This is a genomic window from Nocardia sp. CDC153 (assembly GCF_035818515.1).
In the GTDB taxonomy this organism is placed as follows: Bacteria; Actinomycetota; Actinomycetes; order Mycobacteriales; family Mycobacteriaceae; genus Nocardia.
In genome coordinates this window covers 1,015,664-1,039,183 of record NZ_JAYKYU010000001.1, presented here as the reverse complement: position 1 = coordinate 1,039,183, position 23,520 = coordinate 1,015,664, and the positions used below count along the sequence as shown (strand labels likewise).

Sequence of the window (23,520 nt, the reverse complement as noted above, 5' to 3'; positions counted from 1 at the left end):
TGCTCATGGCAACCGTAGTAGAGGCGCCCGACTCCGCCTTCACCTATCAGAGACGCGGACGGTGGATCGACCGGTGGGAACCCGACAACAATGAATTCTGGGAAAACGGGGGTAGACAAACCGCGCGAAAGAATCTGATCTTCTCGGTATTCGCGGAGAACCTCGGATTCAGCATCTGGGTCCTGTGGGCCAGCATCGTGACCGCGATGGGCTCGGCCGGATTCGCCTTCCTCGGCGCGAAGAATCCGGACGCGGTGAACAACGCCCTGCTGCTCACCTCCACCCCCACCCTGGTCGGCGCGGCACTGCGGGTGCCCTACACCTTCGCCATCCCGCGCTTCGGCGGGCGCGCGTTCACCGCCTTCAGCGCCGCCATGCTGCTGGTGCCCACGCTGGGCCTGGTGTACTTCATCAACCACCCGAGCACGCCCATGTGGGTGTTCATGGTGCTGGCCGCGCTCGCCGGTGTCGGCGGCGGCAACTTCTCCTCCTCGATGGCCAATATCAACTTCTTCTACCCCGAGGGCAAGAAGGGCGCGGCGCTGGGCATCAACGCCGCGGGCGGCAATCTCGGTGTGGCACAGACCCAGTTGTTCGTGCCGCTGCTGATCACTCTGGGCACCCACATCTTCGCCAAGAACCCGGGCGGCTACCGCTTCGGCATCACCCTCGCCGTGCTGGTGTGGATTCCGTTCATCCTGATCGCGCTGTTCGGCGCGCTGCGCTACATGGACTCGCTGTCCGGCGCGAAATCCGATGGCACGTCCTACAAGCGGGCGCTGGCCAACCGCCACACCTGGGTGATGGCCATCCTCTACATCGGCACCTTCGGTTCCTTCATCGGCTTCTCCTTCGCCTTCCCGACGCTGCTCAAGGCCAACTTCCCGAGCCTGGCCAAGATCGGCTGGATGGGCACGCTGGGCAACCTGGCCTTCCTCGGGGCGCTCGTCGGGTCCATGAGCCGACCCTTCGGCGGGTGGATCGCCGACAAGCTCAGCGGCGCGAAGATCACGCTGTACGTGTTCGGCGGCATGGCCATCGCCACCGCGCTCATCGTGGCGTCGTTGTCCGCCAAGAGCTTCCCGCTGTACCTGGCCTCGTTCCTGCTGCTGTTCGTGTTCAGCGGCATCGGCAACGGGTCGACCTACCGGATGATTCCGATGATCTTCACCGCCGAAGCGCGGCGGCACGCCTCGGAGACCGGGCAGGACATCAACGAGGCGCTGACCTCGGCCAAGCGGCAGGCGGGTGCGGCCATCGGTGTCATCGGCGCGATCGGCGCGGCGGGCGGCTGGATCCTGCAGCAGGCGCTGCGGCTGTCGAACACGCACTACCACAGCATGAATCCCGCGTTCTGGGGTTACGTGGTCGCGTACCTCGCCATGGGCGCGCTGTGCTGGTGGTTCTACCTGCGGTCTTCCTTCGCCGTCGGCCGCGCGCCCTCGCTGGCCCACGCCAACGTGTAGCGGGCGAACCAACTCTCGGAAGCTCTCAGGGGTTGACCCCTGAAACCCCAAAAGGCCGCCCGGATTCGTCGCCCGGTGCGGCCTTTTGGTTTCGAGACCGGGCTACAGCATCAGGCGAATCATGTCCGCGGTGCGGGACAGGCCCGGGAAGGCTTCCGGGGTCGAGCGCGGGTGCAGGGCGTGCACCGCGAGGCGGAACATGACCGCGCGCACCAGCATCTGCGGCCATTCGGGCAGTTCGCTCCAGCGTTCCAGCAGGCCGTCGTCGGCTCCGCCCCAGGACAGGGCGTCCACCACGATCACCGCGGCGGCCCACGGGGCGGGTCGCCAGTACGGGGTGAGGTCGGTGAGGCCGGGCGCGAAATTGCCGGAGAACAGGACGGTTCCGAACAAGTCGCCGTGCACCAGCTGCGCGGGGGTGGTGACCGGCTTGCGCAGGGTCGACAGCTGGGTGATCAGGGTCAGGCTGCGGTCGCCGTCGGGCGAGGTGGCGGGCAGCATGCCGCCCATCTTGAGACTGCGCAGCGGAACCGCTTCCCACGCAGCGCGATCGGCGGCGGCGAAGACGTCCACATCCACCCACGGGGCCACCGGCTGCGCCGCGAGAAACCGCGGCCGTTCGAGCCGCGCGGTCACCTGGTGTAGTCGCAGCGAAAGCGAGACGACCTCATCGTGGCGCGGCTCCGGAATCCCTTCGAGATACGTGTCCGCGCGCCAACCGGATACGACATACCGCCCATCGGTCGCCCGTACCGGCCGCGCCAACCGCAACCCGTCGACCTTGAGCGTCTCCCGCACCTTGGCCGACCAGGCCGCCCGTGCGTGATCGGTGACGGGACTCAGCACCACATCGCCGAGCCGCCAGCCACCGTCCCAGTTCCCCAGCGGAACCGGCGCTTCCTCGCGCAACCCGAAGGTCGAGCGCACATGCTCGGGAGGTTCCACAGCAGTCATGGTCACGCGCGTACGGTACCGCCGTAAAGAGACGGAAAACCGACGCCACGCGGTATAACCGACCACCTGGAACGAAGTCGATAAGTTGCCCGTGATTTTGCGGGTGACAACCCCGGTGCGGGGTCCGGAAGACGTACTCCCGGACCCCTATTCGCTCAGTACACCGGCAGGGACGGGTCAACCTGGTTGGCCCAGGCGATGATTCCGCCCTGGAGGTGAGTGGCGTCGGAGAAGCCCGCGTTCTTGAGGGCCGCGAGGGCTTCCGCGGAACGGATGCCGGTCTTGCAGTGCAACACGATCGGGGTGTTCTGCGGCAGCTCGGCCAGGGCCTCGCCGGAGAGGATGCGGTCCTTGGGGATCAGGGTCGCGCCCTCGATGCGGACGATGTCCCATTCCACCGGTTCGCGGACGTCGATGATGGCGACATCCTTGCCCGCGTCGAGCATGTCCTTGAGCTCGCGGGCGGTCACGGTGGAGCCGAGGGCGGCGGCCTGGCCCTCCTCGGAGACCACGCCGCAGAAGGCGTCGTAGTCGATGAGTTCGGTGATGGGCTGACGCTCCGGATCGCGGCGCAGCTTGATGGTGCGGTAGCTCATGTCCAGTGCGTCGTAGACCATGAGACGGCCCAGCAGCGGGTCGCCGATGCCGGTGATGAGCTTGATCGCCTCGGTCACCATGATCGAGCCGATCGACGCGCACAGCACGCCCAGCACACCGCCCTCGGCGCAGGAGGGGACCATGCCCGGCGGCGGGGCCTCGGGGTAGAGGTCGCGGTAGTTGATGCCGCGACCGTCCGGGGCGTCCTCCCAGAAGACCGAGACCTGGCCCTCGAAACGGTAGATGGAACCCCACACGTAGGGCTTGCCCGCCAGCACCGCCGCGTCGTTGACCAGGTAGCGGGTGGCGAAGTTGTCGGTGCCGTCGACGATCAGGTCGTATTGCCGGAACAGGTCGATGGCATTGTCGGGCTCGAGGCGAATCTTGTGCAGCTCCACCGTGATTCCGGAGTTGATCTCCAGGATCGAGTCGCGGGCGCTGTCGGCCTTGGAGCGGCCGATATCGGATTCGCCGTGGATGATCTGGCGCTGCAGGTTGGAGGCGTCGACCTCGTCGAACTCCACGATGCCCAGCGTGCCGACACCGGCGGCGGCCAGATACAGCAGCGCCGGGGAGCCGAGCCCGCCCGCGCCGATCACCAGCACGCGCGCGTTCTTCAAGCGTTTCTGACCGTCCACCCCGAGATCCGGAATGATCAGATGGCGGCTGTAGCGGGCGACCTCGTCCCGGGTCAGCTCCGCCGCCGGTTCCACCAGGGGCGGCAGGGAGGGATGCGATGACACGTCTTCGGACTCCTCAATCGAATTCGCCGGATACTCGCGGCCATTGCTTTCTTCGCGGCCACAGCTGCAACACCGGGACGGGTGGCGTTCTTCCCCAGCCTACGAGACCGGGCGGTCAGCGCCACCGGGGCCCGTCGACGCCCGGTCACGGCCGTACTGCCGGGGTCACAGCCAGGCGGGGTCACAGCCAGGCGGGCAGACCGAAGATTCGAAACAGCTCGGGTGCGTGGAACAGATCCATGCGGGCGACGCCGTCAGCATCGAGGGTGAGGACGTGCAGGTTGGCCGCCTCGAAGACCTCCCCGCCCGCGGAGCGGCGGTAGGCGGCCACGGCCGGACGGCCATTGGCGCGGGTGGACACCAGCCGGAAGGCCCCGCCGCGACCGAAGATCCGGGTCATGAAGGCCGCCACGGCGGCGCGGCCGTGGAACCAGGCCAGGAACGGCGGCATCTGCAGCAGCACGTCCTCGCGCAGGATGAGCTTCAACGCCTCCACATCCATGGCCTCGAAGGCGGCGACATAGCGCTTCAGGAACTCGCGCTGCTCGGCATCGGAGAGTTCGGCCGGGCCGGACTCGAGCCCGGACAGCTGGGCGTGCGCACGCTGCAGCGCGCTGTTCACCGCCGCGGTGCTGGTGTCGAGCAGCTCGGCCACCTCGGTCGCCTTGAGCGCCAACACATCCCGCAGGATCAGCACCGAGCGCTGCAGCGGCGGCAGATGCTGCAGCGCCGCCACGAATGCCAGGCGGACGCTCTCGCGCACCGTGACCACCGCGGCCGGATCACCCTCCCCGAGCAGCGCGTCCGGAAACGGCTCCAGCCAAGGAATTTCGGGCGATTTGTCGAGCAGCTCCGGCCCGTACACCGGATTCGGCTGTGACAGATCCACCGGCATGGCCCGCCGCTGGGCGGTCTTCAACGCCGTCAGACACACATTGGTGGCGATCCGATACAGCCACGTGCGCAGCGAAGCCCGCTGCGGATCAAAGGATTCCGCCGCCCGCCACGCCCGCACCTGAATCTCCTGTACCAGATCCTCGGCGTCGTGCATCGACCCGGTCATCCGATAGCAGTAGGCAAGCAACTCCGCCCGATGCGCCTGGGCACCGGCGACCACATCATCCACGGCAGCGGTCATCCCACCTTGCTAGCACGCCCCGCCCCCACCCGCCACACCCCCAATCCCCCACCCCCGAAACAAGATCAGGGAGCTCCCACAGCGGCGAACCGGACAAATCCCCGCAGCGAAAGCTCCTTGATCTTGATGTCTGGAGTCGAGAGCGCAAGCCACGGCGACAGCGATCGCCGCTCGCGCGGCGGGCCGCGATGGTGGCCGAGAGGCGAGTGTGGTGGAGCGATGAGTTTTCGCGGGGCGGTGAGTACGTATCTGCGACAGGTCGGATCATTCCCCGGAAGGGCCACATTCCCATGACTACGCATCAGCGATGGACGCTCGCGCTTGCTTCGGTGGCGTCCTTGATGGTGGGGCTCGACGCGCTCGTCGTGACCACCGCGCTCAATACCATTCGCGAACAGCTCGGCGCGTCGCTCGAGGCGCTCGAATGGACCTTCAACGCCTATACGCTCGCCTTCGCCGTGTTTCTGCTGACCGCCTCCACGGTCGGCGACCGTATTGGGCGTCGCCGCTTGCTCATCGCCGGGCTGACGGTGTTCACGCTCGCCTCCGCCGCGTGCGCGCTTTCCACCGATATCGGGGTGCTGATCGCCGCGCGCGCGATCCAGGGCGTCGGCGGAGCCATGATCATGCCCGCCGCGTTCACGCTGGTCGCCGTGGCGTTCCCGCCCGAACAGCGGGGGCGCGCCATGGGGATCTTCGCCGGGATCACCGGGCTCGCCATCCTCGGCGGGCCGGTCGTCGGCGGCGCGGTGGTGCAGGGGCTGACCTGGGAGTGGATCTTCTGGCTGAACGTGCCGATCGGACTGGTGCTCATCCCGCTGGTCGCGCGGTTCGCCGCCGAAAGCACCGGGCCCGCAACGAAGATCGATATTCTCGGCGTGGCGCTGTCCGGGCTGGGCGTGCTCGGGCTGGTGTGGGGTCTGGTGCGGGGCAATACGAGCGGTTGGAGCAGCCCCGAGATTCTCGGTACATCGATCGGCGGCGGCGTGCTGCTGGCGGCCTTCGTCGGCTGGGAACTGCGCACCCCATATCCCATGGTTCCCATGCGGCTGTTCACCCACCGCAGCTTCAGCGCCGCCAATCTGGCCGGTCTGCTCATGACCGCCTCGCTGTTCGGCATGGCGTTCTTCTTCGCCCAGTATCTGCAGGCCGGGCTGTCCTACAGCCCGCTCGGCTCGGGCCTACGCCTGCTGCCCTGGACCGCAACGCTTTTCGTGGTCGCGCCGATCGCGGGCGCCCGCATGACCCGGATCGGTGAACGTCGGCTGATCGTGGGCGGTCTGCTGCTCACGGCGGCGGGCGCCGTCTGGATCGCGTTGGCCGCCGGAACCGGAGCCGGGTACGCGGCGCTGATCGCGCCCATGGTGGTGGCGGGGGTTGGCGTCTCCGCCGCCATGCCCGCCATTCAGAACGCCGCCATCAGCACGGTCGGACCGGAATCCATCGGCACCGCCTCGGGCATCTACAACACCACCCGCCAGCTCGGCGGCAGCTTCGGAATCGCGGTCGCCTCGGCGGTTTTCACCGTCAACGGCGGATACACCACGACGACGGCGGTCGAGCACGGCTTCCGCGCCGCGGTCCTCGCCGCCGCGATCGCCGCGGCACTGGGTGCGGCCTCTGGCCTGGGAGTCGTTGTCCGGCAGCGCCGTTCGCCCACACCGACGACCGAGCCGGTCACCGTCGCCACGGCGTAGACGTCACGGTCGCCACGGCGTAGGCGGTCAGCCGCGCGGGTAGGGCCACGGGTTGAAGCGGCAGGTCTTGCCGTCCATGGGGACCACGCCTTCGGGGTCGAGCTTCGCGATGTCGTTGTTCTTGATCCCGAAGGTCTGCTGCATCATGACCGGGGCCAGGCCGCCGTCGGTTTCGCAGGGCTGGTGTTCGCGGTAGCCGATGGCATGGCCGACTTCGTGATTGATCTGGTACTGCCGGTAGGAGCCGACGTCGCCCTCGTCGGAGAGCGCGCCGCGCACCCAGCGCACCTCCGAGAGCACCACGCGGTCGAGATCGGCGTTGTAGCAGGAGGAGTCGACGGGAATCTCGAAGCCGCAGGACTTGCGGGTGGTGTCGCGGGAGGTGAGCGAGATGCGGAAGTCCGGGTTGCCGGTGTCGATACGGCGGAAGGCGAAGCGCGGATCATGGGTCCAGGACTTGGGATTCGCCAGCGTCGCGTCGATCATCTTGCCGATCGCGTCGTCCCCGCCGAGGCTGGCGGTGTCCACCCCGTCCTCGATCTCGACCGTGTAGTTGAAGACATGGTCGGAGCCGGTGCCCACCTGCCCGGTCGTGCCCGGCACCACATGCCAGGTGCCCTTGCCGGTGTCGGTGTACGGGCCGCCCGCGGGCACCGCGCCCGAAGGCAGGTCCAGGGCGTACTTTCCGTCCCCCTTGGGCCCGCCGAGAATGCCGCTGGGCTTGTCGCCGTGCTCGCTGAGGCGGCCGAAGCCGGGGAGTCCGGCGGTGCTGTCGCCGGTGTGCCGCACCGCGTCCACGGAGACGACGACGGTGATCACCAGCAGGACGGGCAGGGCGTAGGCGCGCCAACCGTAGGTGTTGACGAAGCGGCCGAGTCGGCTCTGCTTCTTGGTCTCGCGGTCGGGGCGTTCCCGATTGGGTCCGTCGGCGGGCGGGGCGGTGGGGTCCCAGCGGGCTCGCAGCGGCTGATGCGGCGATACCGACGGGCCGGTCTGCGATGCGTCAGTGTCGGAGTACAAACCGAGCGGATCGTAGATCGGCCCGCTGGGTCTTCCCCGTCGCTTGGTTCCGGCTGCTCGCGGCACACCGGCCCCCACGGGGCGGCGTGAATCGCGCCCGCCGGAATTGCTGCCCCCATGGTCGGTCACGTCTGACAGACTCTCACAGCGCGACGCCGAGCACTCGGGCGCCCGCACGGGCGCTGCTATTGCTGCGAGATATCTCACGTGAATGCGGCAGATCTCACAAATCGGAACATGTGCTACACAGTTGTGATCGGCCTCGCATAATCGACGCCACAATATTCGGAACCTGGATCGGCACCGGCCCCCCGAGCGAGTATCGTTCGGTGGATACCGCCCGGTGGACATCCTTCCCGCCGGGAATCAACTGGGAGATCGGAAATGACTGACCTCGTGGACCGGATGACTTCGCACCGCATGTCATCCGAGGCGACGAGCAAGCGCGGCACCCGCCTGCCTCGCGAGGCGCGCCGGGCGCAGCTACTCGCCGCAGCCAGCGAGGTCTTCGTCCAACGCGGCTATCACGCCGCGGGCATGGACGAGATCTCGCAGTGTGCCGGAGTGAGCAAACCCGTGCTCTACCAGCACTTCTCGAGCAAGCTCGAGCTGTATCTGGCGGTGCTGCAGAACTATGTCGACGCGCTGGTGTCGAGTGTGCGCCAGGCGCTGCGCTCGACCACCGACAACAAGCAGCGCGTGCGCGCCGCCGTGCAGGCGTACTTCGACTTCGTCGATCACGAAACCCAGGGCTTCCGACTGGTTTTCGAATCCGATCTGACCAATGAGCCGCAGGTGCAACGCCGCGTCGAGCAGGCCACCGAGGCGTGCGTGGACGCGGTCTTCGACCTGGTCGCACACGATTCCGGCCTGGACCCCTACCGCGCCCGCGTGCTCGCCGTCGGACTGGTCGGCGCGAGCCAGCTCAGCGCGCGGTACTGGCTCGAGGCAGATCGCCCGATTCCCAAGGACGACGCCGTCGACACCACCGTCGCGCTCTGCTGGGGTGGGTTGAAGCATGTGCCGCTGCACCCGATCGATTGAGAGATAAATTCTCTCAACTCTCGAGGCTCTCAGGGGTACCCCTGAAACCCCAAGAACTGCAAAAGAAATTGCCCCGCCGAGTTGCTCGGCGGGGCAATTTCTTTCGTCCGAAGATTGGTAAGGCTCAGACGGCGGCGAAGCCGACGCGGCCCGAGGACGGAGTGCCGATCTCGACGTAGGCGACCTTGGACGCCTGAATCAGGAACTTGCGCCCCTTCTCGTCGGTCAGCGCCACGACGCCACCCTCACCCTGCAGCGCACCGGTGACGAGGGCTTCGACCTCGGCGGGGGTCTGCGAGCTGTTGATGACGAGCTCACGCGGGCTATCCGAAATGCCGATCTTGACCTCCACGGCCAACCTCCGAACCTAGAGTCCTGTGCTGTCTCGATCAGGCTAATGCAGCCGCGTCGAGCCCCGACCGCTACGTCCTGCGCTGTCAGCGAACAGCGTGATCACGCCAGGCCGAGGACCCGCATGCGTTCGGCGTGGGAGTTCTGCATGTGCTCGAACAGGGTCGCGATGCCGTTCAGGTCGCCGGTGGCGGTGAGCACCAGCTCGGTGAGCTCGTCGCGCTGGGCCATGACGTACTGCGCCTGGGTGATGGCCTCACCGAGCAGGCGGCGGCCCCACAGCGCCAGTCGGTCGCGCTCGGAACGGTTCTGCGCGACCGCGGTCCGCACCTCCTCGATCACGAACTCGGAGTGGCTGGTCTCGGCCAGCACATCGCGCACCACGTCGGCGACCTCGGGAGGCAGGGCACCGGCGATCTCGGTGTAGAAGTCGGCGGCGATGCCGTCGCCGACATAGAACTTCACCATCGACTCCAGCCAGGCGGAGGGGTCGGTGGAGGCGTGATAGGCGTCCAGGGCGCGCACGAACGGGGCCATGGCGTCGAAGACGTCCACACCGCGATCGGCCAGCGCCCGCTCGAGGGTCTGGAAATGCTCCATCTCGTTGCCCGCCATCTTGGCGACGGCCACCCGGCCGCGCAGCGTGGGCGAGAGCTTGGCCTCCTCGGCGAGCCGATAGAAGGCGGAGATTTCGCCGTAGGCCAGCACGGCGAACAGATCGGTGACGCCGGGGTGTTCAGCGGAGATGCGGCCGTCGGCGGACGCTGCGAAAGGGGCTCCCATGGGACCCCACCCTAGCGGCAGAAAATGACGCGCATTCGGCAGTCGGGGACATGTCATCAGTCGTACGCTCGAAAAGCTCGAATGGCCTTGTGCCACTTAACTATTCACAAACCTACCGGTCGCTGTGCACAGTCAGCGCGCCGCGCTGGCGGAGGACCGGTGGGGAGCATCCCGCGGAGTTCGCCATGCCCACCGCAATTCAGAACCTCGTCATCCTCGGTGATTCCCTCTCCGACATCGGCATCAAACGCGAAGCGCCCGCGGGCATGTTCGCCCGCGCCGCCGGAATGATGCGCACCAATGAGGTCGGCCGCTACAGCGACGGCAAGAACTGGACCGACTTCCTCGTCGAATGGATCGGCGGCCAACCGCTGATCCGGGCCAACAAGAAGGAGACCGAGGACGCCACCGCGCCCCACCGCAAGCTCACCACCGATTCCCTCGTGCTGGGCACCACCGTCAACGCGCTGCCGTTCCCCGTGCGCTACGCCAACTACGCCGAGGGCGGCGCGGTCGCGGCCGACGACACCGCCGACAAGGGCGGCGCGCTCGGGCATTTGCGCGCCCAGGTCGACAAGTACATCGCCGCGCGCCGCGCGATGCAGGCCGCTCCCCCGCCCGCCGCCCGCGGACTCGCCCAGGACCAGTACCCCGGGCCGACGCTGCACATCATCTGGATCGGGCTCAACGATCTCGTCACCGCCGCCCGACCGGTGCCCGACGCCACCACCGAGAAACCCGGCACCGGAATCGGGCCGATGATTCGCGATATCCGGTCGCTGGTGAATCTGATCCCCAACTCGCTGCCGACCAACCCGGCCCTGGAGCACTTCCTGCTCATCGATCTGCCGAGTCCGATGGTCTCGGTTCGCTACCAGGACAAGGCGATCGACAAGGGCGAGGCCTCGGTCGAGCAGTTGGTGAAGAACGTCGCCAAGTTCAACGACGCGCTGCAGTATCTGGCCGCGCACTGGCCGCCGCCGGGCACCGGCGAGAAGGACGGCCCCGGCGCGAACCCGGGCAATATCACCTTCGTGCCGATGTCGCAGTTCATGCAGCATGTTTCGGACCACACGGAGGCGTTCGAGCTCACGCCGCTGGCCCAGGATCACGGCCCGGTGCCGTATCTCGGCATGACCGATACGACGCCGCGCGCCATTCGCCGCGCGCTCACCACCAGCGATCTCGCGCACCCGACGCAGGCCGTCTACGAGCTCATCGCGCGCGAGATCGTCGATGTCCTGATCCCGAAATACAGTGTGGGACGGCTGAATCAGGAGTCGTGGCGCGCACTGCGGCCGTACCCGAACGCCTGATCAGGACAGGTCGCGCAGGAACTTGTCCAGATACGTCCACGTGGTGTCGCGGGCGATGAGAATGCCGAGGTGAGAACCGGGTGCGGTCTCGTACCGCACCTCCGCCGACCCGGTCAGCGTCGTGGTGCCGTGCTCGACCGCGGCGGCCGCGGTGATGGCGTCGTTCGGGCCGCCGACCAGCAGCACCGGCTGGGTGATGTCGGCCAGCGCGATCTCTCGATCACCAAGGCGCACAACACCTTTACCGATGTCGTTGTTGAGAATGAAACGGCCCCACAGCTGGTTGTAGAACCGCCCCGGATAACCCGGCAGCGCGTTCTGGAACCGGTCGATGGTCTCCATTCGGGCCAGCGTCGCGGTATCGGTGAGATTGCTGGCGATGAAGAAGGGGCGCTTGAGTTCTCGATCCCAGGCGGTGGCCCGGTACGCGATGCGGGTCAGCCGCGAGGAGACCCCGCCCACGGCGCGAATGGCGGCGGTCGCGGTGCGGCCGCCGTCGATCCGGGCCAGGGTACGCAATTCGCGCGCGCCGACCATGTGGTCGTAGCTCAGCGGTGCGCCGACCGCGGTCACCGAGCGAATGGGCAGGGTCTGGTCGGCCGCGGCGGTCAGCAGGGCCAGGGTGCCGCCGATGGACCAGCCCACCAGATCCACCGGGCGGCCGCCGCGATCGGCGGAGACCTGGCGAATCGCCTCGGGCAGGATGTCGTCGATCCAGGCCTCGAAGCCCATGTGGCGGTCGTCGAAGGTGATGTCGCCGTAGTCGACCAGGTAGGGCGCGCGGCCGGACTCCAGCAGGAAGCGCGCGAGGCTCTGATCGGGGCGCAGGTCGAAGCAGAAGGCGGGCGCGGCCAGCGGCGGCACCAGCAGCACGGCCGGATCCTCGGCGCCCGCGCCGTCGTAGCGGCGGAGTTCGCGATGGGGTGCGTCGAACAGCACCGTCGACGGGGTCCGTTCGGGCGCCTCGATGCCGTCGCCGAAGGTCAGTGCCCACAGGTTCTGCGCGGCGGTTGTCACGGTGTCTGCCAAACTCACGCGAATACCTTCGCAGATAGTGGTACACGATGTATCACACATGTGAGCAACTCAACTGCTCGCCGTGCGGTCCGCGTGGTCGCCCCCGGACGAATTATGGTGCGCCACAGTCATTAACGACAATGCGAAACCCGGCGCGAGCGCCGCTTTCACCACCGATAAGCGCGCCTACCAGCGCAATAACGCCACACATTAGCGGTGCCGGAAATCAGGGCGAAGGCCGTATCACGCTACAATCTCCGCGGACGGCGGAAATTCATGCCCGTAGTCCAGGAAAATGTGCGCGCACTCCGATCCGCAGCACTGCACCGCCGCGCCAGGTCGACGCCCATCCACCGGAGAGGCATCCCAGCAGCGGCGAGAACTCGGATCAAGTGGTCGTCGCGGACCGTCCGGGTCCGCCCCACGCCTCGTGCGCGCGAGACGCGATATCGAGGAAAGGCAAGAACCTGAGCAAGATCACCGTAGAGCAGGAACCCGGCGTGGCCGACACACTGCTGACCGCAGAACTCGACGACACCCACCTCGCTCCCTCTTTCGCCGAATTGGGCGCACGGCCGGAAATCGTCCGGGCCCTCGCCGAGATCGGCATCGAACGAACCTTCGCCATTCAGGAACTCACCCTGCCGCTCGCGCTGGCCGGTGAGGATCTCATCGGCCAGGCCCGCACCGGTATGGGCAAGACGTTCGGCTTCGGTGTGCCGCTCCTGCACCGCATCGCCACCGCCGATTCCGGCACCATGATCCTGGACGGCACGCCGCGGGCACTGATCATCGTGCCGACGCGCGAGCTGTGCATGCAGGTCACGTCGGACCTGGAGAACGCCAGCAAGTACCTGAAGGACGAGACCGGCACCAAGGTGCGGGTCCACGCCATCTACGGCGGCCGTCCCTACGACTCGCAGATCGCGGCGCTGCGCTCCGGCGTCGACGTGGTCGTCGGCACGCCCGGCCGCCTGCTGGATCTGGCCCAGCAGAATCATCTGATCCTGGGCAAGGTCCAGGTGCTGGTGCTCGACGAGGCCGACGAGATGCTCGACCTGGGCTTCCTGCCCGATATCGAGCGCATCCTCACCATGGTTCCCGAGCAGCGCCAGACCATGCTGTTCTCGGCCACCATGCCGGGCCCGATCATCACCCTGGCCCGCACCTTCCTGAACCGGCCGACCCACATTCGCGCCGAGGAGCACCACGAGTCCGCGGTGCACGACCGCATCGCGCAGTTCGTCTACCGCGCGCACGCGCTGGACAAGACCGAACTGCTCTCGCGCATCCTGCAGGCCGAGACCCGTGGCGCGACAATGATTTTCGCGCGCACCAAGCGCACCGCACAAAAGATCGCCGACGATCTGGCCGAGCGCGGCTTCGCCGTCGGCGCGGTGCACGGCGACCTCGGGCAGATCGCCCGCGAGAAGGCGCTCAAGAAGTTCCGCGAGGGCAAGATCGACGTGCTGGTCGCCACCGACGTGGCCGCCCGCGGCATCGACATCGACGACGTCACCCACGTCGTCAACTACCAGTGCCCCGAGGACGAGAAGACCTACGTGCACCGCATCGGCCGCACCGGTCGCGCGGGCAAGACCGGCGTCGCGGTCACCCTGGTCGACTGGGACGAGCTGCACCGCTGGGCCTCCATCGACAAGGCCCTCGAACTCGGCATCCCGGAACCGGTGGAGACCTACTCGCGTTCCCCGCACCTGTACGAGGAACTCGGCATTCCGGAGGGCGTCACCGGCGTCATCCGCAAGCGCAAGCCCGAGCGCGACGAGGACGCGGTCGTCGTCGAGCGCGAGTCCCGCTCCCCGCGCAGCCGCAACCGTCGCCGCACCCGCGGCGGCAAGGCGGTCGAGGGCGAGGCCACCACGGTGGAGACCACCGCCGAAACCGTTGCCGCCGAGGGCGATTCGGCCGCCGGTGATCCGGAGAAGTCCGGCCGCCGCCGTCGCCGCCGGCGCCGCGGCAAGGGTGGCAACACCCCGGTCGAGGCCACCGCCGCCACCGCGTCCGAGTCCGAAACCGACGCCCCCGCAGAGGTTTCCGACAATGACAGCGGCGCGACGGAGTCCGAGGGCACCGGCCGCCGCACCCGCAACCGCACCCGCACCCGCCGCGGCAAGGGTTCCAGCGAATCCGCGCCGCGGACCGATGCCGCGCAGGCCGACGCGCCGCAGGCCCAGCAGACCATCGCCCCCGGGGTGCTGTTCTCGGACGCCACCGCGAATGGCACGGCCCCGGCGGTGAATGGCACGGCCCAGGCCGAGCCCACCCCGGTCGCCGAGGTCGGCGACGCGACCGCCGAGGCCCCGCGCAAGCGGACCCGCCGAAGCGGCAAGGCGGCGGAATCCACTCCGGCCGTTGCGGATTCGACCGCGACGACCACCGCCGAGGCGGCCGAGGTGACCGCCGCGGCGGTCGCGGAGGAAGCCCCGCGCAAGCGCACCCGCAAGACCACCAAGGCGGCCGCGAGCGACACCGCCAAGGCCGTGGACGCCGAGTCGACTCCGGTCGAATCGGCTGCCGCCGAAGGTGATTCGCCCGAGCCGGTGCTGAAGGCCCCGCGCAAGCGCGCCACCAAGGCCGCGAGCACGGCGGGTGCCGAGGCCGCCGCGGAGGAGGCCCCGAAGAAGTCGACCCGCAAGCGCGCCACGAAGTCCGCGACCGCGGCCACCGAGGGTGGCGAGGCCGTGAGCACTGTGGGTGCCGAGGCCGTGGCCGACTCCGCCGAGGCTTCCAAGCCCCCCGCCCGCAAGCGCACCCGGAAGGCGGCCGCCACCACGGAGGCCGTCAACGGCGCGAGCGAGGCGGACGCCGACCAGCCCGCTCCGAAGAAGCGCGTCCGCAAGGCGACCAAGGCCACCGTCGGCGGCAAGTCCACCGCCGCAAACGGTTCCGCCGACGCCGACGAGGCCGCCCCGGCCAAGCGAACCCGCCGCAAGGCCGACGCCGCCGACCCGGTGGCCGACGCGGTCGTGGCATCCGCGTAATCCCTCCGATCACCCCACCGCTCTGTCGTGATCGCCGCTCCGGCGGCGATCACGACAACGGTTGCGGCGCACGGTGCCGGATGGCCGATGCCTCCGACCGCGTGGTCGGGGGTCGGGGCCTCGGCGTGGTCGGGTGGATCGGCTAGTCTCGCTGTCGTGCTCGCACCCGAGCGGCGGACACGCGCCGATATTCTCACCGCTGTCGCGATCGCCGCTCTGGTGGCGATCGTGATAGCGGTCGTCGCGCTGACCAGTGGGGTGCGGGGTACGCACTCGACCACGGCCACCACGGATCTGCCCGCACCGAGTGCGGGTGGGGCGATTCCGGCTCAGGTCAAGGAGCTTTGGCAGCAGGCCGACGGGGCCGCCATGCGGTCGCTCGTGGTGGGCGGGGTGGCGGTCACCGCCGATGGCGGGACCGTGACCGGGCGCGATCCGCGCTCCGGCGAGCAGGTCTGGAAATACGAGCGGGATCTGCCGCTGTGCGCGGTGGAGGTGCAGTTCGGGACGGTCATCGCCACCTATCGCGATGATCGCGGATGCAGTCAGACCACGCTGCTCAACGCGCAGAACGGGTCTCGGGTGGCGGCGCGGTCGAGCTATATGGACAAGCAGGTCACGCTGTGGCCCGACGGCACCTATGTGCTCGCGCTCGGCGACGACCGGCTCGAGATGTGGCGTTCGGATTTGGTGCGCACCCTCGAATTCGGTTATGTGGACGCCCCGGTGAATCCGCACACCCAGCCGCGCGCCGACTGCAAGCTGCTGTCGGCCTCCTCCGCGCCCAGCCGCGTCGCGGTATTGGAGCGGTGCCCGAAGGACCCGGCGGATCGGCTGTCGATTCTCAATCCCGCGCCCAAGGACGGCACCGTGCCGGAGGAGTACAGCTCGCACGTGCTCAACGAGCCCGGCGGCGCGGTGGACGGGGCGCGGGTGATCGCGGTGTCCGACAGCCGGATCGCGCTGTACCTGCCCGGAACCCAAACCACCCCACCGGTTCTCACCGTCTACGACGTGCAGGGCAATCTGCTTGCCACCCACCAGCTTTCGGCCCCGCTGGCGGACACCGCCATGGTGGCGCGGCTGTCGACCGGCTTCTTCGTCTTCACCGGCGAGAACCTGATCGCGCTCAACCCCACCACCCTGGACCCGCTGTGGGGCACCCAGCATGTGCTCGGCACGCCCGCGCTCATGTCGGGCCAGCTGTTCGTCCCGGTTGCCGACGGCCTGGCCACGCTGGATCCTCAGACCGGCGCGCAGACCAGCCGAATCCCGCTGCAGCGCAGCGACTACCACAACGAGCCCATCTCCCTGGCGGTCTCCGGCACCGTGTTCCTGGAACGCCGCGGCACCCAGGTCTACGGCGTCGGCGCGCCCGCCTCCTGAAACCAGCGAACCGGGCGTCCGGCATGATCGACTCATGAGCGGTGGCGAATTCCGGCTGATATTGCTGCGACACGGTGAGACGGCCTGGTCGGCCGCGCGCCGCCACACCGGCCGCACCGACTGCCCGCTTACCGAGCACGGCGAGGCGCAGGCCCGCGCCGCCCGAAAGACCCTGGCGGATCTGGACTTACAGTCCCCGCTGGTGCTGACCAGCCCCCGGCAGCGCGCCGTCCGCACCGCCGAACTGGCCGGGCTCACCGGCGCGGTCATCGACGACGACCTGGTCGAATGGGACTACGGCGACTACGAGGGCCTGACCACGCCCGAGATTCAGCAGCGGTCTCCGGGCTGGACCATCTTCACCGGCGAGACCCCCGGCGGCGAGACCGCCGAGCAGGTCGGCAAGCGCGCCGACCACGTGTTGGCGCGAGTCATCCCCGAACTGTCCACTCGCGATGTCGTTCTCGTCGGCCACGGCCACTTCTCCCGCGTGCTCATTGCCCGCTGGTGCGAATTCGACGTCGTCGAAGGCCGCCGCTTCTTCATGTCCACGGCCGCGGTCAGCGTGCTGGGACACGATCACCAGGCGCGAACCGTGCTCACCCACAACCTGGTTCCGCCGCTCGACCCACAGGAAGGGGCCGCGCGATGATTCGCCGCGCCACACCCGCTGATATCCCGGCGCTCATCGAACTCGTCTACGACCTGGCCGAATACGAAAAGCTGCGTGACGAATGCGTGGTGACCGCCGACCAGCTCGAACAGGCGCTGTTCGGCCCGAAACCGGCGGTGTACGCCCATGTGGCCGAGAACGACCAGGGCATCGTGGGCTGCGCGATCTGGTTTTTGAACTACTCCACCTGGAAGGGCGTGCACGGGATCTTCCTCGAGGATCTCTACGTCAAGCCCGAGGCGCGCGGCCACGGTCTGGGCAAGAGCCTGCTCGCGGCGCTGGCCCGGGAGTGCGTCGAACAGGGTTATGCCCGCTTCGAATGGTCGGTGCTGACCTGGAACACCCCGAGCATCGACTTCTACGAATCCATCGGCGCGGTGAACCAGCACGAGTGGACCGGCTACCGCCTGACCGGTCCCGCCCTCGAGCGGCTCGCGACGCAGGCGGACGACTGAGCGTCACGAGCCGACCGAGCGCCACGAAAAGCGCCCGCTCACCGCTTGGTGGGCGGGCGTCCAAAAATCCGTCTGCGGGCCACTGAGGCACTCCTGGCGGCCGCTCCAACTCAACCGCCCAGTCCAGCCCGACCGAACCGACTACTCGTCGGCGATCCCGTACCCCGCGGCCATCCACCGGTTCGAGGCCGGAGCGAACAGCGACCCCAGCGCCGCCAGCGCCAGCAGTCCGAGCGGCGCGCCGAATTCGGGCCGGTCCGAGGTGAACATGTAGTATGCGACGCCCAGCAGCAACAGCTGCGTCAGCGTCGCGATGGCCCGCCCCCACCGCTTGCCGCGCATGAGCCCGATGCCCGCGGCCAGCACCGCGCCGCCGAGAATGGCCGCGTATCCGGCGGTGAGATAGCTGTTCTTCGGGCTCTGCGCCGAGCCGTTCGCCCCGACCACGATCAGCACGATCATCGCGGCCAAACCCAGCGCACCCTCCAGCGCGACCAGCGCCCCCGCCACCCGCACGGTCGTCGGCACCGCCTCCTGCGCGGTCGGCGACACTGCCTCGCGGGCGGTTGTCGGCATCGCCTCGCGCGGGGTCGGCGACACAGCCTCGGTCTCGCCCGACGGCTTCTGCTCGCCCTTGTTCTGCTCAGCCACGGTCCCAGCCTACGACCGAGCGTCGTTGCCGAATCCTGGACCCGCCCACGTCTTTCCGACGGGACTCGGCCAGCCGTGTCTCGACGGACCTAAGTAGGCTGCGGGGGTGCGGACCCTGCTGATCGTGAATCCGAATGCCACCTCGACCACCCGGTCCACTCGCGATCTGCTGGCCCACGCCCTGGAAAGCCGCACCCAGCTCACCGTTCGCCAGACCGAGCACCGCGGGCACGCCGCCGAGCTGGCGCGCTGGGCCGCCGACACCCGCATGGATCTGATCGTGGTGCACGGCGGGGACGGCACCGTGAACGAGACCATCAACGGTTTTCTGCCGCTGCCGGGTCGGCCGCAGCGCGAATGGGTGCCGCGGCTCGGGGTCATTCCGGGCGGTTCGGCGAATGTGTTCGCGCGCTCGCTGGGCATCGAGCCCGATCCGGTGACGGCCACCAATCAGCTCATCGATCTGGTCGCCGACGACGCGGACCGACGCATCGGGCTGGGCGTCGCCGACGATCGCTGGTTCTGCTTCAGCGCGGGCGTCGGCCTGGACGCCGATGTCTGCGAGGCCATCGACGACAAGCGCGCCAACGGCAAGGCCGCCACGCCGGCCCGCTATCTGCGCACCACGGTCAAGCAGTTCTTCCGCGCCAAACGCCATGCCCCGCAAGTGACCCTGGACATTCCAGGTCACGAACCGGTTACGGATGTCCATTACGCATTCGTGACCAATGCCAGTCCCTGGACTTTTCTCGACAACACGCCCGTCGTCACCAACCCCGGCACCGCCTTCGAATCCGGTCTCGGGGTGTTTGCCATGCGGACCATGGGCGTCCTGCCCACCCTCATGATCGCGCGGCAGTTGCTGACTCCCGATGGGGATCCCAAGGGCCACAATTTGTTTCGAGAAGACGATGTACCTGCGGTAACCGTCACCGCGGAGGAACCGATCGGCTTGCAAATCGACGGCGACTTCATTGGCCGACGCAACATGGTGAATTTCACAGCCGTCCCGGATATCCTCGATGTGGTCGCGCCGAAGCCCTAGCCGGTTCGACACACCTGAGAAACCTAGCTGTTGCGCTGCGAAAACCCGCTCGACCGAGTACAAATGACACGGCGGACCCCCATGTAGGGGTCTTACAGCGTGAGCTTCCCCACGGTGCACCAGGTATCTATTGACATCTACGGTGTTCGTGAAAGCATTCACAAGCAACCGTGCGGAAACATTCGAGTCGCACAAGTGAACGGACCACAAACCCGAAGGGGCAGCGCCATGCGCGCGCCCTAGCAAAGGAGCAGAGGAATGGACTGGCGCCACAAGGCCATCTGTCGCGACGAGGACCCCGAACTGTTCTTCCCGGTGGGTAACAGTGGTCCGGCGCTCGCGCAGATTGCCGATGCCAAGCTGGTCTGCGCTCGCTGCCCCGTCACCGCTGACTGCCTGTCCTGGGCCCTGAAGTCGGGCCAGGATGCCGGTGTGTGGGGTGGTATGAGCGAGGACGAGCGTCGCGCCCTCAAGCGCCGCAACGCTCGCACGCGTACGCGCACCGTCGTCTAACCAGCTAGACGACAAGGCGTTACGGCCCATCCCAGCCTCGGGGCCGCAACGCAATTCGGCCCGGCACCAACACAGGTGCCGGGCTTCAGTGTGTAAAGGCCCAACTCTCGGGAACTCTCAGGGGCTTCGCCCCCGAACCCCCAGGAGCATCTTGGGGGCTGCGCCCCCAAACCCCCGCACAAGAGCACCGCGAGACCGCAGGCCCCGACCCCGCACAAGAATCCCGGAGCAATTCCCGTTCAACGGGATTCACTCTTTTCGAACGAAAGTTCGGGCGCAGATTTTTCACTATGCCCGAACTTATGCGTGCGGCAATATATTTCGGTCAGCGGGCGGAGCGTCTGCCCAGGGGGACGCGCAGGACCGCGTCGGTGCCGACATCGGCTCCCGGATGAAGTCCGATGGAACCGCCCAATTCGGCTGTGACCAGTGTGCGGACAATTTGCAGGCCCAACCGGTCGGAAGCCTCCAGGCTGAAACCGTCGGGGAGGCCGCGGCCATCGTCGCTGATGATGACGTCGAGCCAGCGGGCCGAGCGTTCGGAACGGATTGTGACCGTACCGTTTTCGCCCGCGTCGAAGGCGTGCTCGATGGCGTTCTGCACCAGCTCGGTCAACACCATGACCAGCGGCGTCGCGCGTTCGGCGGAGAAGACGCCGAGCGAGCCCGCGCGGCGAACCTTGATGCGGGCGGTGTGGACGGTCGCCACGTCGGCCATGATCGGCAGCAAGCGGTCCACCACCTCGTCCAGATCGACCTCTTCGTCAACCGACATGGACAGCATTTCGTGCACCGAGGCGATGGAGGTGACACGGCGGACCGATTCGGTCAGGGCCAGGCGGGCCTCTTCGTTCTCGGTGCGGCGGGCCTGTAGTCGCAGCAGCGCGGCCACCGTCTGCAGATTGTTCTTCACCCGGTGGTGGATCTCGCGAATGGTCGCGTCCTTGGACAGCAGCGCGCGGTCGCGGCGCTTCACCTCGGTGACATCGCGGACCAGCACCGCGGCACCGGCGAGCTCACCGTGCGGGCGCAGCACCAGGGTGCGCAGCAGCACGGTCGCGCCGCGCGCCTCGACCTCCATGCGGCGACCGGCCTTTCCGGCCAGGGCCGCCTGGATATCGCCGACCACCTCCTGCGCGTCGAACGGGTCGGTGATGAGCGACCGCGTGGTCAGGGCCAGATCCTGGCCGACCAGATCGTTCTGCAAACCCATGCGGTGATAGGCCGAGAGCGCGTTGGGGCTGGCGTAGACCACGGTGCCCTCGGTGTCGAGGCGAATGAAACCGTCACCCGCGCGGGGGCTGGAATGCGCGCCGGTGCGGTCCTCGAGCGCGGGCCAGGTGCCGTCGGCGACCATCTGGCACAGGTCGTCGGCGCAGGACATGTAGGCGATCTCCAGGCTGGACCGCATCTTGCGGCGCTGGACATCGGTGTCGCGGCCGAGCACGGCGATGATGTCGTCGCCGACCCGCACCGGAATCGCCTCGCGCATGGCGTGCACGGGATGCGGGTGATAGACGCCGGTCAGCACGGTATCGGACTCGAAGCGAACGATATCGGCGTTCAGCAGCGCCTCGAAGACGTGCGGATTGGCCTCCTTGGTGGCCAGGGTGCCGACCAGGTCCTCCGGATGCACGGTCGGCGCGGTAGTGGGACGGCACTGCGACACGCACACCACCTCCGCGCCCTCGCTGATCGGGCCGGTACCCACCCACAGCAGCAGATCCGCGAAGGACAGATCCGCCAGCAGCTGCCAGTCCCCCACCACCCGCTGCAAATGGTCGACGGCCGCACCCGGTAGATCGGTATGTTCGGCCAGCAGATCACTCAGTGTCGACATTCACCCACGCTCCTCGGTTCCCACGTCGAGGGTATGTTCCCACGCAGGACGGGCGCGACGCGGCAGCGGCCGGTCTGGGGTTCGGGACCTCAGGAGATGACGGCGATGAGATCACCGGGCTGCAGCACATCGCCCGGCTTGACGTTGATCGAGGCGACGGTGCCCGCGGTCTCGACGATGACGGGGATCTCCATCTTCATCGACTCGAGCATGACGACCGGATCGTCGACCTTCACCTCGTCACCGACGGAGACCAGGATCTCCTGGACGGTCGACACCATCTCGGCCTTCACTTCCTCAGCCATGCACACCTCTCGCATCAATTGACCCGTAGCCCCTGACGGTACAGCCAACCACACATGAAAGAATGGCGGCCGACTGAAGGGAGAGTACCTATGGGTAAGCGTGGACGTAAGAAGCGTGGCCGCAAGAAGAACGCAGCCAACCACGGCAAGCGGCCGAACGCCTGAGCTGCGATAACTAGCTCGAAAACTGTTGAGCGGCACCACTTCCCACTGGGATGCGGTGCCGCTCGACTGTTATCGGTATATCTTATTCGGCGCGCTCGACCTTGGTCTCGACCGCGGTGTAGCTGGTCCGGATCTCCATGGTCAGGCGCTGGCGCAGCGAATCCGGTGCGCGGTCGCCACCGCACTTGCGGTTCAGCAGCGACTTGAGCTTCTCCTCGAGACCGTAGGCCTCGATGCACGGCGAGCAGCGGTCGATGTGTTCCCGCAGCCGCTGCTTGACGGCCTGATCGCACTCGTTGTCCAGGAGCAGCCAGACATCGGCCAGCACCGCCGAGCAGTCCAGATCTTCCATCTCGTCGCTCATGCCTCCGCTGCGCTCCGGCCCGAGCGACGAGTCGTCGGCTGTACCCATTTTTCGTTCGCTGCGCTCACTCACTGGGTTACCTCCTCACGAGCCGCGTCGTTGCCCGACCGGTTGAAGCCTCGGTCCCGCGCCACGTCCGCGAGCAGACCCTTGAGCTGCTTGCGTCCGCGGTGCAGTCGGGACATGACGGTACCAATGGGAGTGCCCATGATTTCGGCGATTTCCTTGTAGGGGAAGCCCTCCACATCGGCGTAGTACACCGCCATCCGGAATTCCTCCGGAAGCTCCTGCAGAGCGGCCTTGATGTCGTCGTCGGGCAGCGCCTCGAGGGCCTCCATCTCCGCCGAGCGCAGACCCGTGGAAGTGTGCTCGGCGGTGGAGGCCAGCTGCCAGTCGGTGATCTCGTCGGTCGGATACTGCGCGGGCTGGCGCTGCTTCTTCCGATACGAGTTGATGTAGGTGTTGGTGAGGATGCGGTACAGCCAGGCCCGCAGGTTGGTGCCCTCGCGGAAGGACTTGAAGCCCTGGTACGCCTTGGCGAAGGTCTCCTGCACCAGATCCTCGGCATCGGCCGGGTTGCGGGTCATGCGCAACGCGGCGCCGTAGAGCTGGTCCAGCAGCGGGAGCGCGTCACGCTCGAACCGCGCGGCCAGCTCCGCGACGGATTCGGTGCTCCTGGCACCGGATTCGTCCGCTTCGTCGTATCCATCAGTCCCCACGGGGAGGTCGACCGCTTGATCGTCACCGGCGTCGATGCCCTCGCTGTCCGAGTCGTCATCACGCAGGCGATCGACCATGTCGTCGTCGCTCGTCACGCTAATCCCTTCGATCGCCGTAGCACTTGAATCTACCGCGAACAGGAATTCGGCCAGGAAACCGGCCGGGGGCGCTTCGACCAGAACGGTCACCGACTCCTCCTTCAGAATTGGATGCCCACGCTCCTGCACCGTGGGCCCTGCGGTTGCTGTGAAGCGCGTATCGCTTGCAACAGACAG

22 protein-coding genes and 1 pseudogene are annotated in these 23,520 nt (G+C 67.7%); 11 read left to right on the top strand and 12 right to left on the bottom strand.

Features of this window, described 5'->3' with window-relative positions; translation table 11 throughout:
- Positions 1 to 5: 5 nt before the first annotated feature.
- A complete protein-coding gene (locus VMT65_RS04685) occupies positions 6 to 1,466 on the top strand; it encodes a nitrate/nitrite transporter (protein WP_326306654.1) in 1,461 nt (486 codons plus the stop codon).
- Positions 1,467 to 1,568: 102 nt separating this feature from the next.
- Here the strand turns inward: VMT65_RS04685 and VMT65_RS04680 are convergent, their stop codons facing one another.
- From VMT65_RS04680 to VMT65_RS04670, 3 genes are all read right to left on the bottom strand, one after another.
- Positions 1,569 to 2,420, bottom strand: a complete 852-nt coding sequence (locus VMT65_RS04680) for a TIGR02569 family protein (protein ID WP_326307451.1) — start codon at positions 2,418 to 2,420, stop codon at positions 1,569 to 1,571.
- Positions 2,421 to 2,575: 155 nt separating this feature from the next.
- Entirely contained in the window at positions 2,576 to 3,760 is a 1,185-nt protein-coding gene (moeZ, locus tag VMT65_RS04675; RefSeq protein ID WP_326306653.1) for an adenylyltransferase/sulfurtransferase MoeZ, read from the bottom strand.
- Between the two features lie 181 nt (positions 3,761 to 3,941).
- The gene (locus VMT65_RS04670) at positions 3,942 to 4,898 is read right to left on the bottom strand and encodes a sigma-70 family RNA polymerase sigma factor (RefSeq protein ID WP_326306652.1); all 957 of its coding nucleotides are present in this window, start codon (positions 4,896 to 4,898) and stop codon (positions 3,942 to 3,944) included.
- 290 nt (positions 4,899 to 5,188) lie between these two features.
- On the opposite strand from VMT65_RS04670, the gene VMT65_RS04665 reads away from it, so the two are divergent.
- Positions 5,189 to 6,595 (top strand): DHA2 family efflux MFS transporter permease subunit, encoded by a 1,407-nt coding sequence (locus tag VMT65_RS04665; RefSeq protein ID WP_326306651.1) that lies wholly within the window; start codon positions 5,189 to 5,191, stop codon positions 6,593 to 6,595.
- Positions 6,596 to 6,622: 27 nt separating this feature from the next.
- On the opposite strand, the gene VMT65_RS04660 is transcribed toward VMT65_RS04665, so the two are convergent.
- Positions 6,623 to 7,744 (bottom strand): DUF3152 domain-containing protein, encoded by a 1,122-nt coding sequence (locus tag VMT65_RS04660; RefSeq protein WP_442790174.1) that lies wholly within the window; start codon positions 7,742 to 7,744, stop codon positions 6,623 to 6,625.
- 255 nt (positions 7,745 to 7,999) lie between these two features.
- On the opposite strand from VMT65_RS04660, the gene VMT65_RS04655 reads away from it, so the two are divergent.
- Positions 8,000 to 8,659 carry a TetR/AcrR family transcriptional regulator gene (locus VMT65_RS04655; RefSeq protein WP_326306650.1) on the top strand — a complete coding sequence of 220 codons (660 nt, stop codon included), beginning with the start codon at positions 8,000 to 8,002 and terminating at the stop codon, positions 8,657 to 8,659.
- A 124-nt stretch (positions 8,660 to 8,783) separates the two neighbouring features.
- Here the strand turns inward: VMT65_RS04655 and VMT65_RS04650 are convergent, their stop codons facing one another.
- On the bottom strand, positions 8,784 to 9,011 hold the full coding sequence (locus VMT65_RS04650) for a DUF3107 domain-containing protein (protein WP_326306649.1): 228 nt from the start codon (positions 9,009 to 9,011) through the stop codon (positions 8,784 to 8,786).
- 101 nt (positions 9,012 to 9,112) lie between these two features.
- Positions 9,113 to 9,793: a ferritin-like fold-containing protein gene (locus VMT65_RS04645; RefSeq protein ID WP_326306648.1), complete on the bottom strand. Its 681-nt coding sequence runs from the start codon at positions 9,791 to 9,793 to the stop codon at positions 9,113 to 9,115.
- 185 nt (positions 9,794 to 9,978) lie between these two features.
- Here VMT65_RS04645 and VMT65_RS04640 point away from each other — a divergent pair, with 185 nt between their 5' ends.
- Positions 9,979 to 11,109, top strand: a complete 1,131-nt coding sequence (locus VMT65_RS04640; protein ID WP_326306647.1) for an SGNH/GDSL hydrolase family protein — start codon at positions 9,979 to 9,981, stop codon at positions 11,107 to 11,109.
- On the opposite strand, the gene VMT65_RS04635 is transcribed toward VMT65_RS04640, so the two are convergent.
- Entirely contained in the window at positions 11,110 to 12,144 is a 1,035-nt protein-coding gene (locus tag VMT65_RS04635; RefSeq protein WP_326306646.1) for an alpha/beta fold hydrolase, read from the bottom strand.
- A gap of 482 nt (positions 12,145 to 12,626) precedes the next feature.
- On the opposite strand from VMT65_RS04635, the pseudogene VMT65_RS04630 reads away from it, so the two are divergent.
- The 4 genes and pseudogenes from VMT65_RS04630 to VMT65_RS04615 all read left to right on the top strand — a co-directional run.
- Positions 12,627 to 14,156, top strand: a pseudogene (locus tag VMT65_RS04630) (DEAD/DEAH box helicase); the annotation flags it as partial.
- Between the two features lie 1,128 nt (positions 14,157 to 15,284).
- The gene (locus VMT65_RS04625) at positions 15,285 to 16,514 is read left to right on the top strand and encodes an Rv3212 family protein (RefSeq protein ID WP_326306645.1); all 1,230 of its coding nucleotides are present in this window, start codon (positions 15,285 to 15,287) and stop codon (positions 16,512 to 16,514) included.
- A 34-nt stretch (positions 16,515 to 16,548) separates the two neighbouring features.
- Positions 16,549 to 17,166: an acid phosphatase gene (locus VMT65_RS04620; RefSeq protein ID WP_326306644.1), complete on the top strand. Its 618-nt coding sequence runs from the start codon at positions 16,549 to 16,551 to the stop codon at positions 17,164 to 17,166.
- Positions 17,163 to 17,642, top strand: coding sequence for a GNAT family N-acetyltransferase (locus VMT65_RS04615; RefSeq protein WP_326306643.1), 480 nt, complete (start codon positions 17,163 to 17,165; stop codon positions 17,640 to 17,642). The genes VMT65_RS04620 and VMT65_RS04615 overlap by 4 nt, the downstream gene beginning before the upstream one ends.
- 141 nt (positions 17,643 to 17,783) lie before the next feature.
- Here the strand turns inward: VMT65_RS04615 and VMT65_RS04610 are convergent, their stop codons facing one another.
- Positions 17,784 to 18,293, bottom strand: a complete 510-nt coding sequence (locus VMT65_RS04610; protein WP_326306642.1) for a hypothetical protein — start codon at positions 18,291 to 18,293, stop codon at positions 17,784 to 17,786.
- A gap of 106 nt (positions 18,294 to 18,399) precedes the next feature.
- Between VMT65_RS04610 and VMT65_RS04605 the strand changes: the two genes are divergently transcribed.
- Positions 18,400 to 19,338 carry a diacylglycerol/lipid kinase family protein gene (locus tag VMT65_RS04605; protein ID WP_326306641.1) on the top strand — a complete coding sequence of 313 codons (939 nt, stop codon included), beginning with the start codon at positions 18,400 to 18,402 and terminating at the stop codon, positions 19,336 to 19,338.
- Positions 19,339 to 19,596: 258 nt separating this feature from the next.
- Complete coding sequence (locus VMT65_RS04600) at positions 19,597 to 19,851, top strand: WhiB family transcriptional regulator (protein WP_011211115.1); 255 nt, start codon at positions 19,597 to 19,599, stop codon at positions 19,849 to 19,851.
- Between the two features lie 325 nt (positions 19,852 to 20,176).
- Here VMT65_RS04600 and VMT65_RS04595 read toward each other — a convergent pair whose 3' ends face one another.
- A complete protein-coding gene (locus VMT65_RS04595) occupies positions 20,177 to 21,691 on the bottom strand; it encodes a sensor histidine kinase (protein ID WP_326306640.1) in 1,515 nt (504 codons plus the stop codon).
- A gap of 89 nt (positions 21,692 to 21,780) precedes the next feature.
- Positions 21,781 to 22,002, bottom strand: a complete 222-nt coding sequence (locus VMT65_RS04590) for a biotin/lipoyl-binding carrier protein (protein WP_326306639.1) — start codon at positions 22,000 to 22,002, stop codon at positions 21,781 to 21,783.
- An 84-nt stretch (positions 22,003 to 22,086) separates the two neighbouring features.
- Between VMT65_RS04590 and VMT65_RS38365 the strand changes: the two genes are divergently transcribed.
- Positions 22,087 to 22,161: a 50S ribosomal protein bL37 gene (locus VMT65_RS38365; protein ID WP_153805149.1), complete on the top strand. Its 75-nt coding sequence runs from the start codon at positions 22,087 to 22,089 to the stop codon at positions 22,159 to 22,161.
- Positions 22,162 to 22,243: 82 nt separating this feature from the next.
- Here the strand turns inward: VMT65_RS38365 and rsrA are convergent, their stop codons facing one another.
- Together rsrA and VMT65_RS04580 are read right to left on the bottom strand one after the other, a co-directional pair.
- On the bottom strand, positions 22,244 to 22,525 hold the full coding sequence (rsrA, locus tag VMT65_RS04585; RefSeq protein WP_326307449.1) for a mycothiol system anti-sigma-R factor: 282 nt from the start codon (positions 22,523 to 22,525) through the stop codon (positions 22,244 to 22,246).
- Between the two features lie 68 nt (positions 22,526 to 22,593).
- Positions 22,594 to 23,340 (bottom strand): sigma-70 family RNA polymerase sigma factor, encoded by a 747-nt coding sequence (locus tag VMT65_RS04580; RefSeq protein WP_326306638.1) that lies wholly within the window; start codon positions 23,338 to 23,340, stop codon positions 22,594 to 22,596.
- Positions 23,341 to 23,520 lie beyond the last annotated feature (180 nt).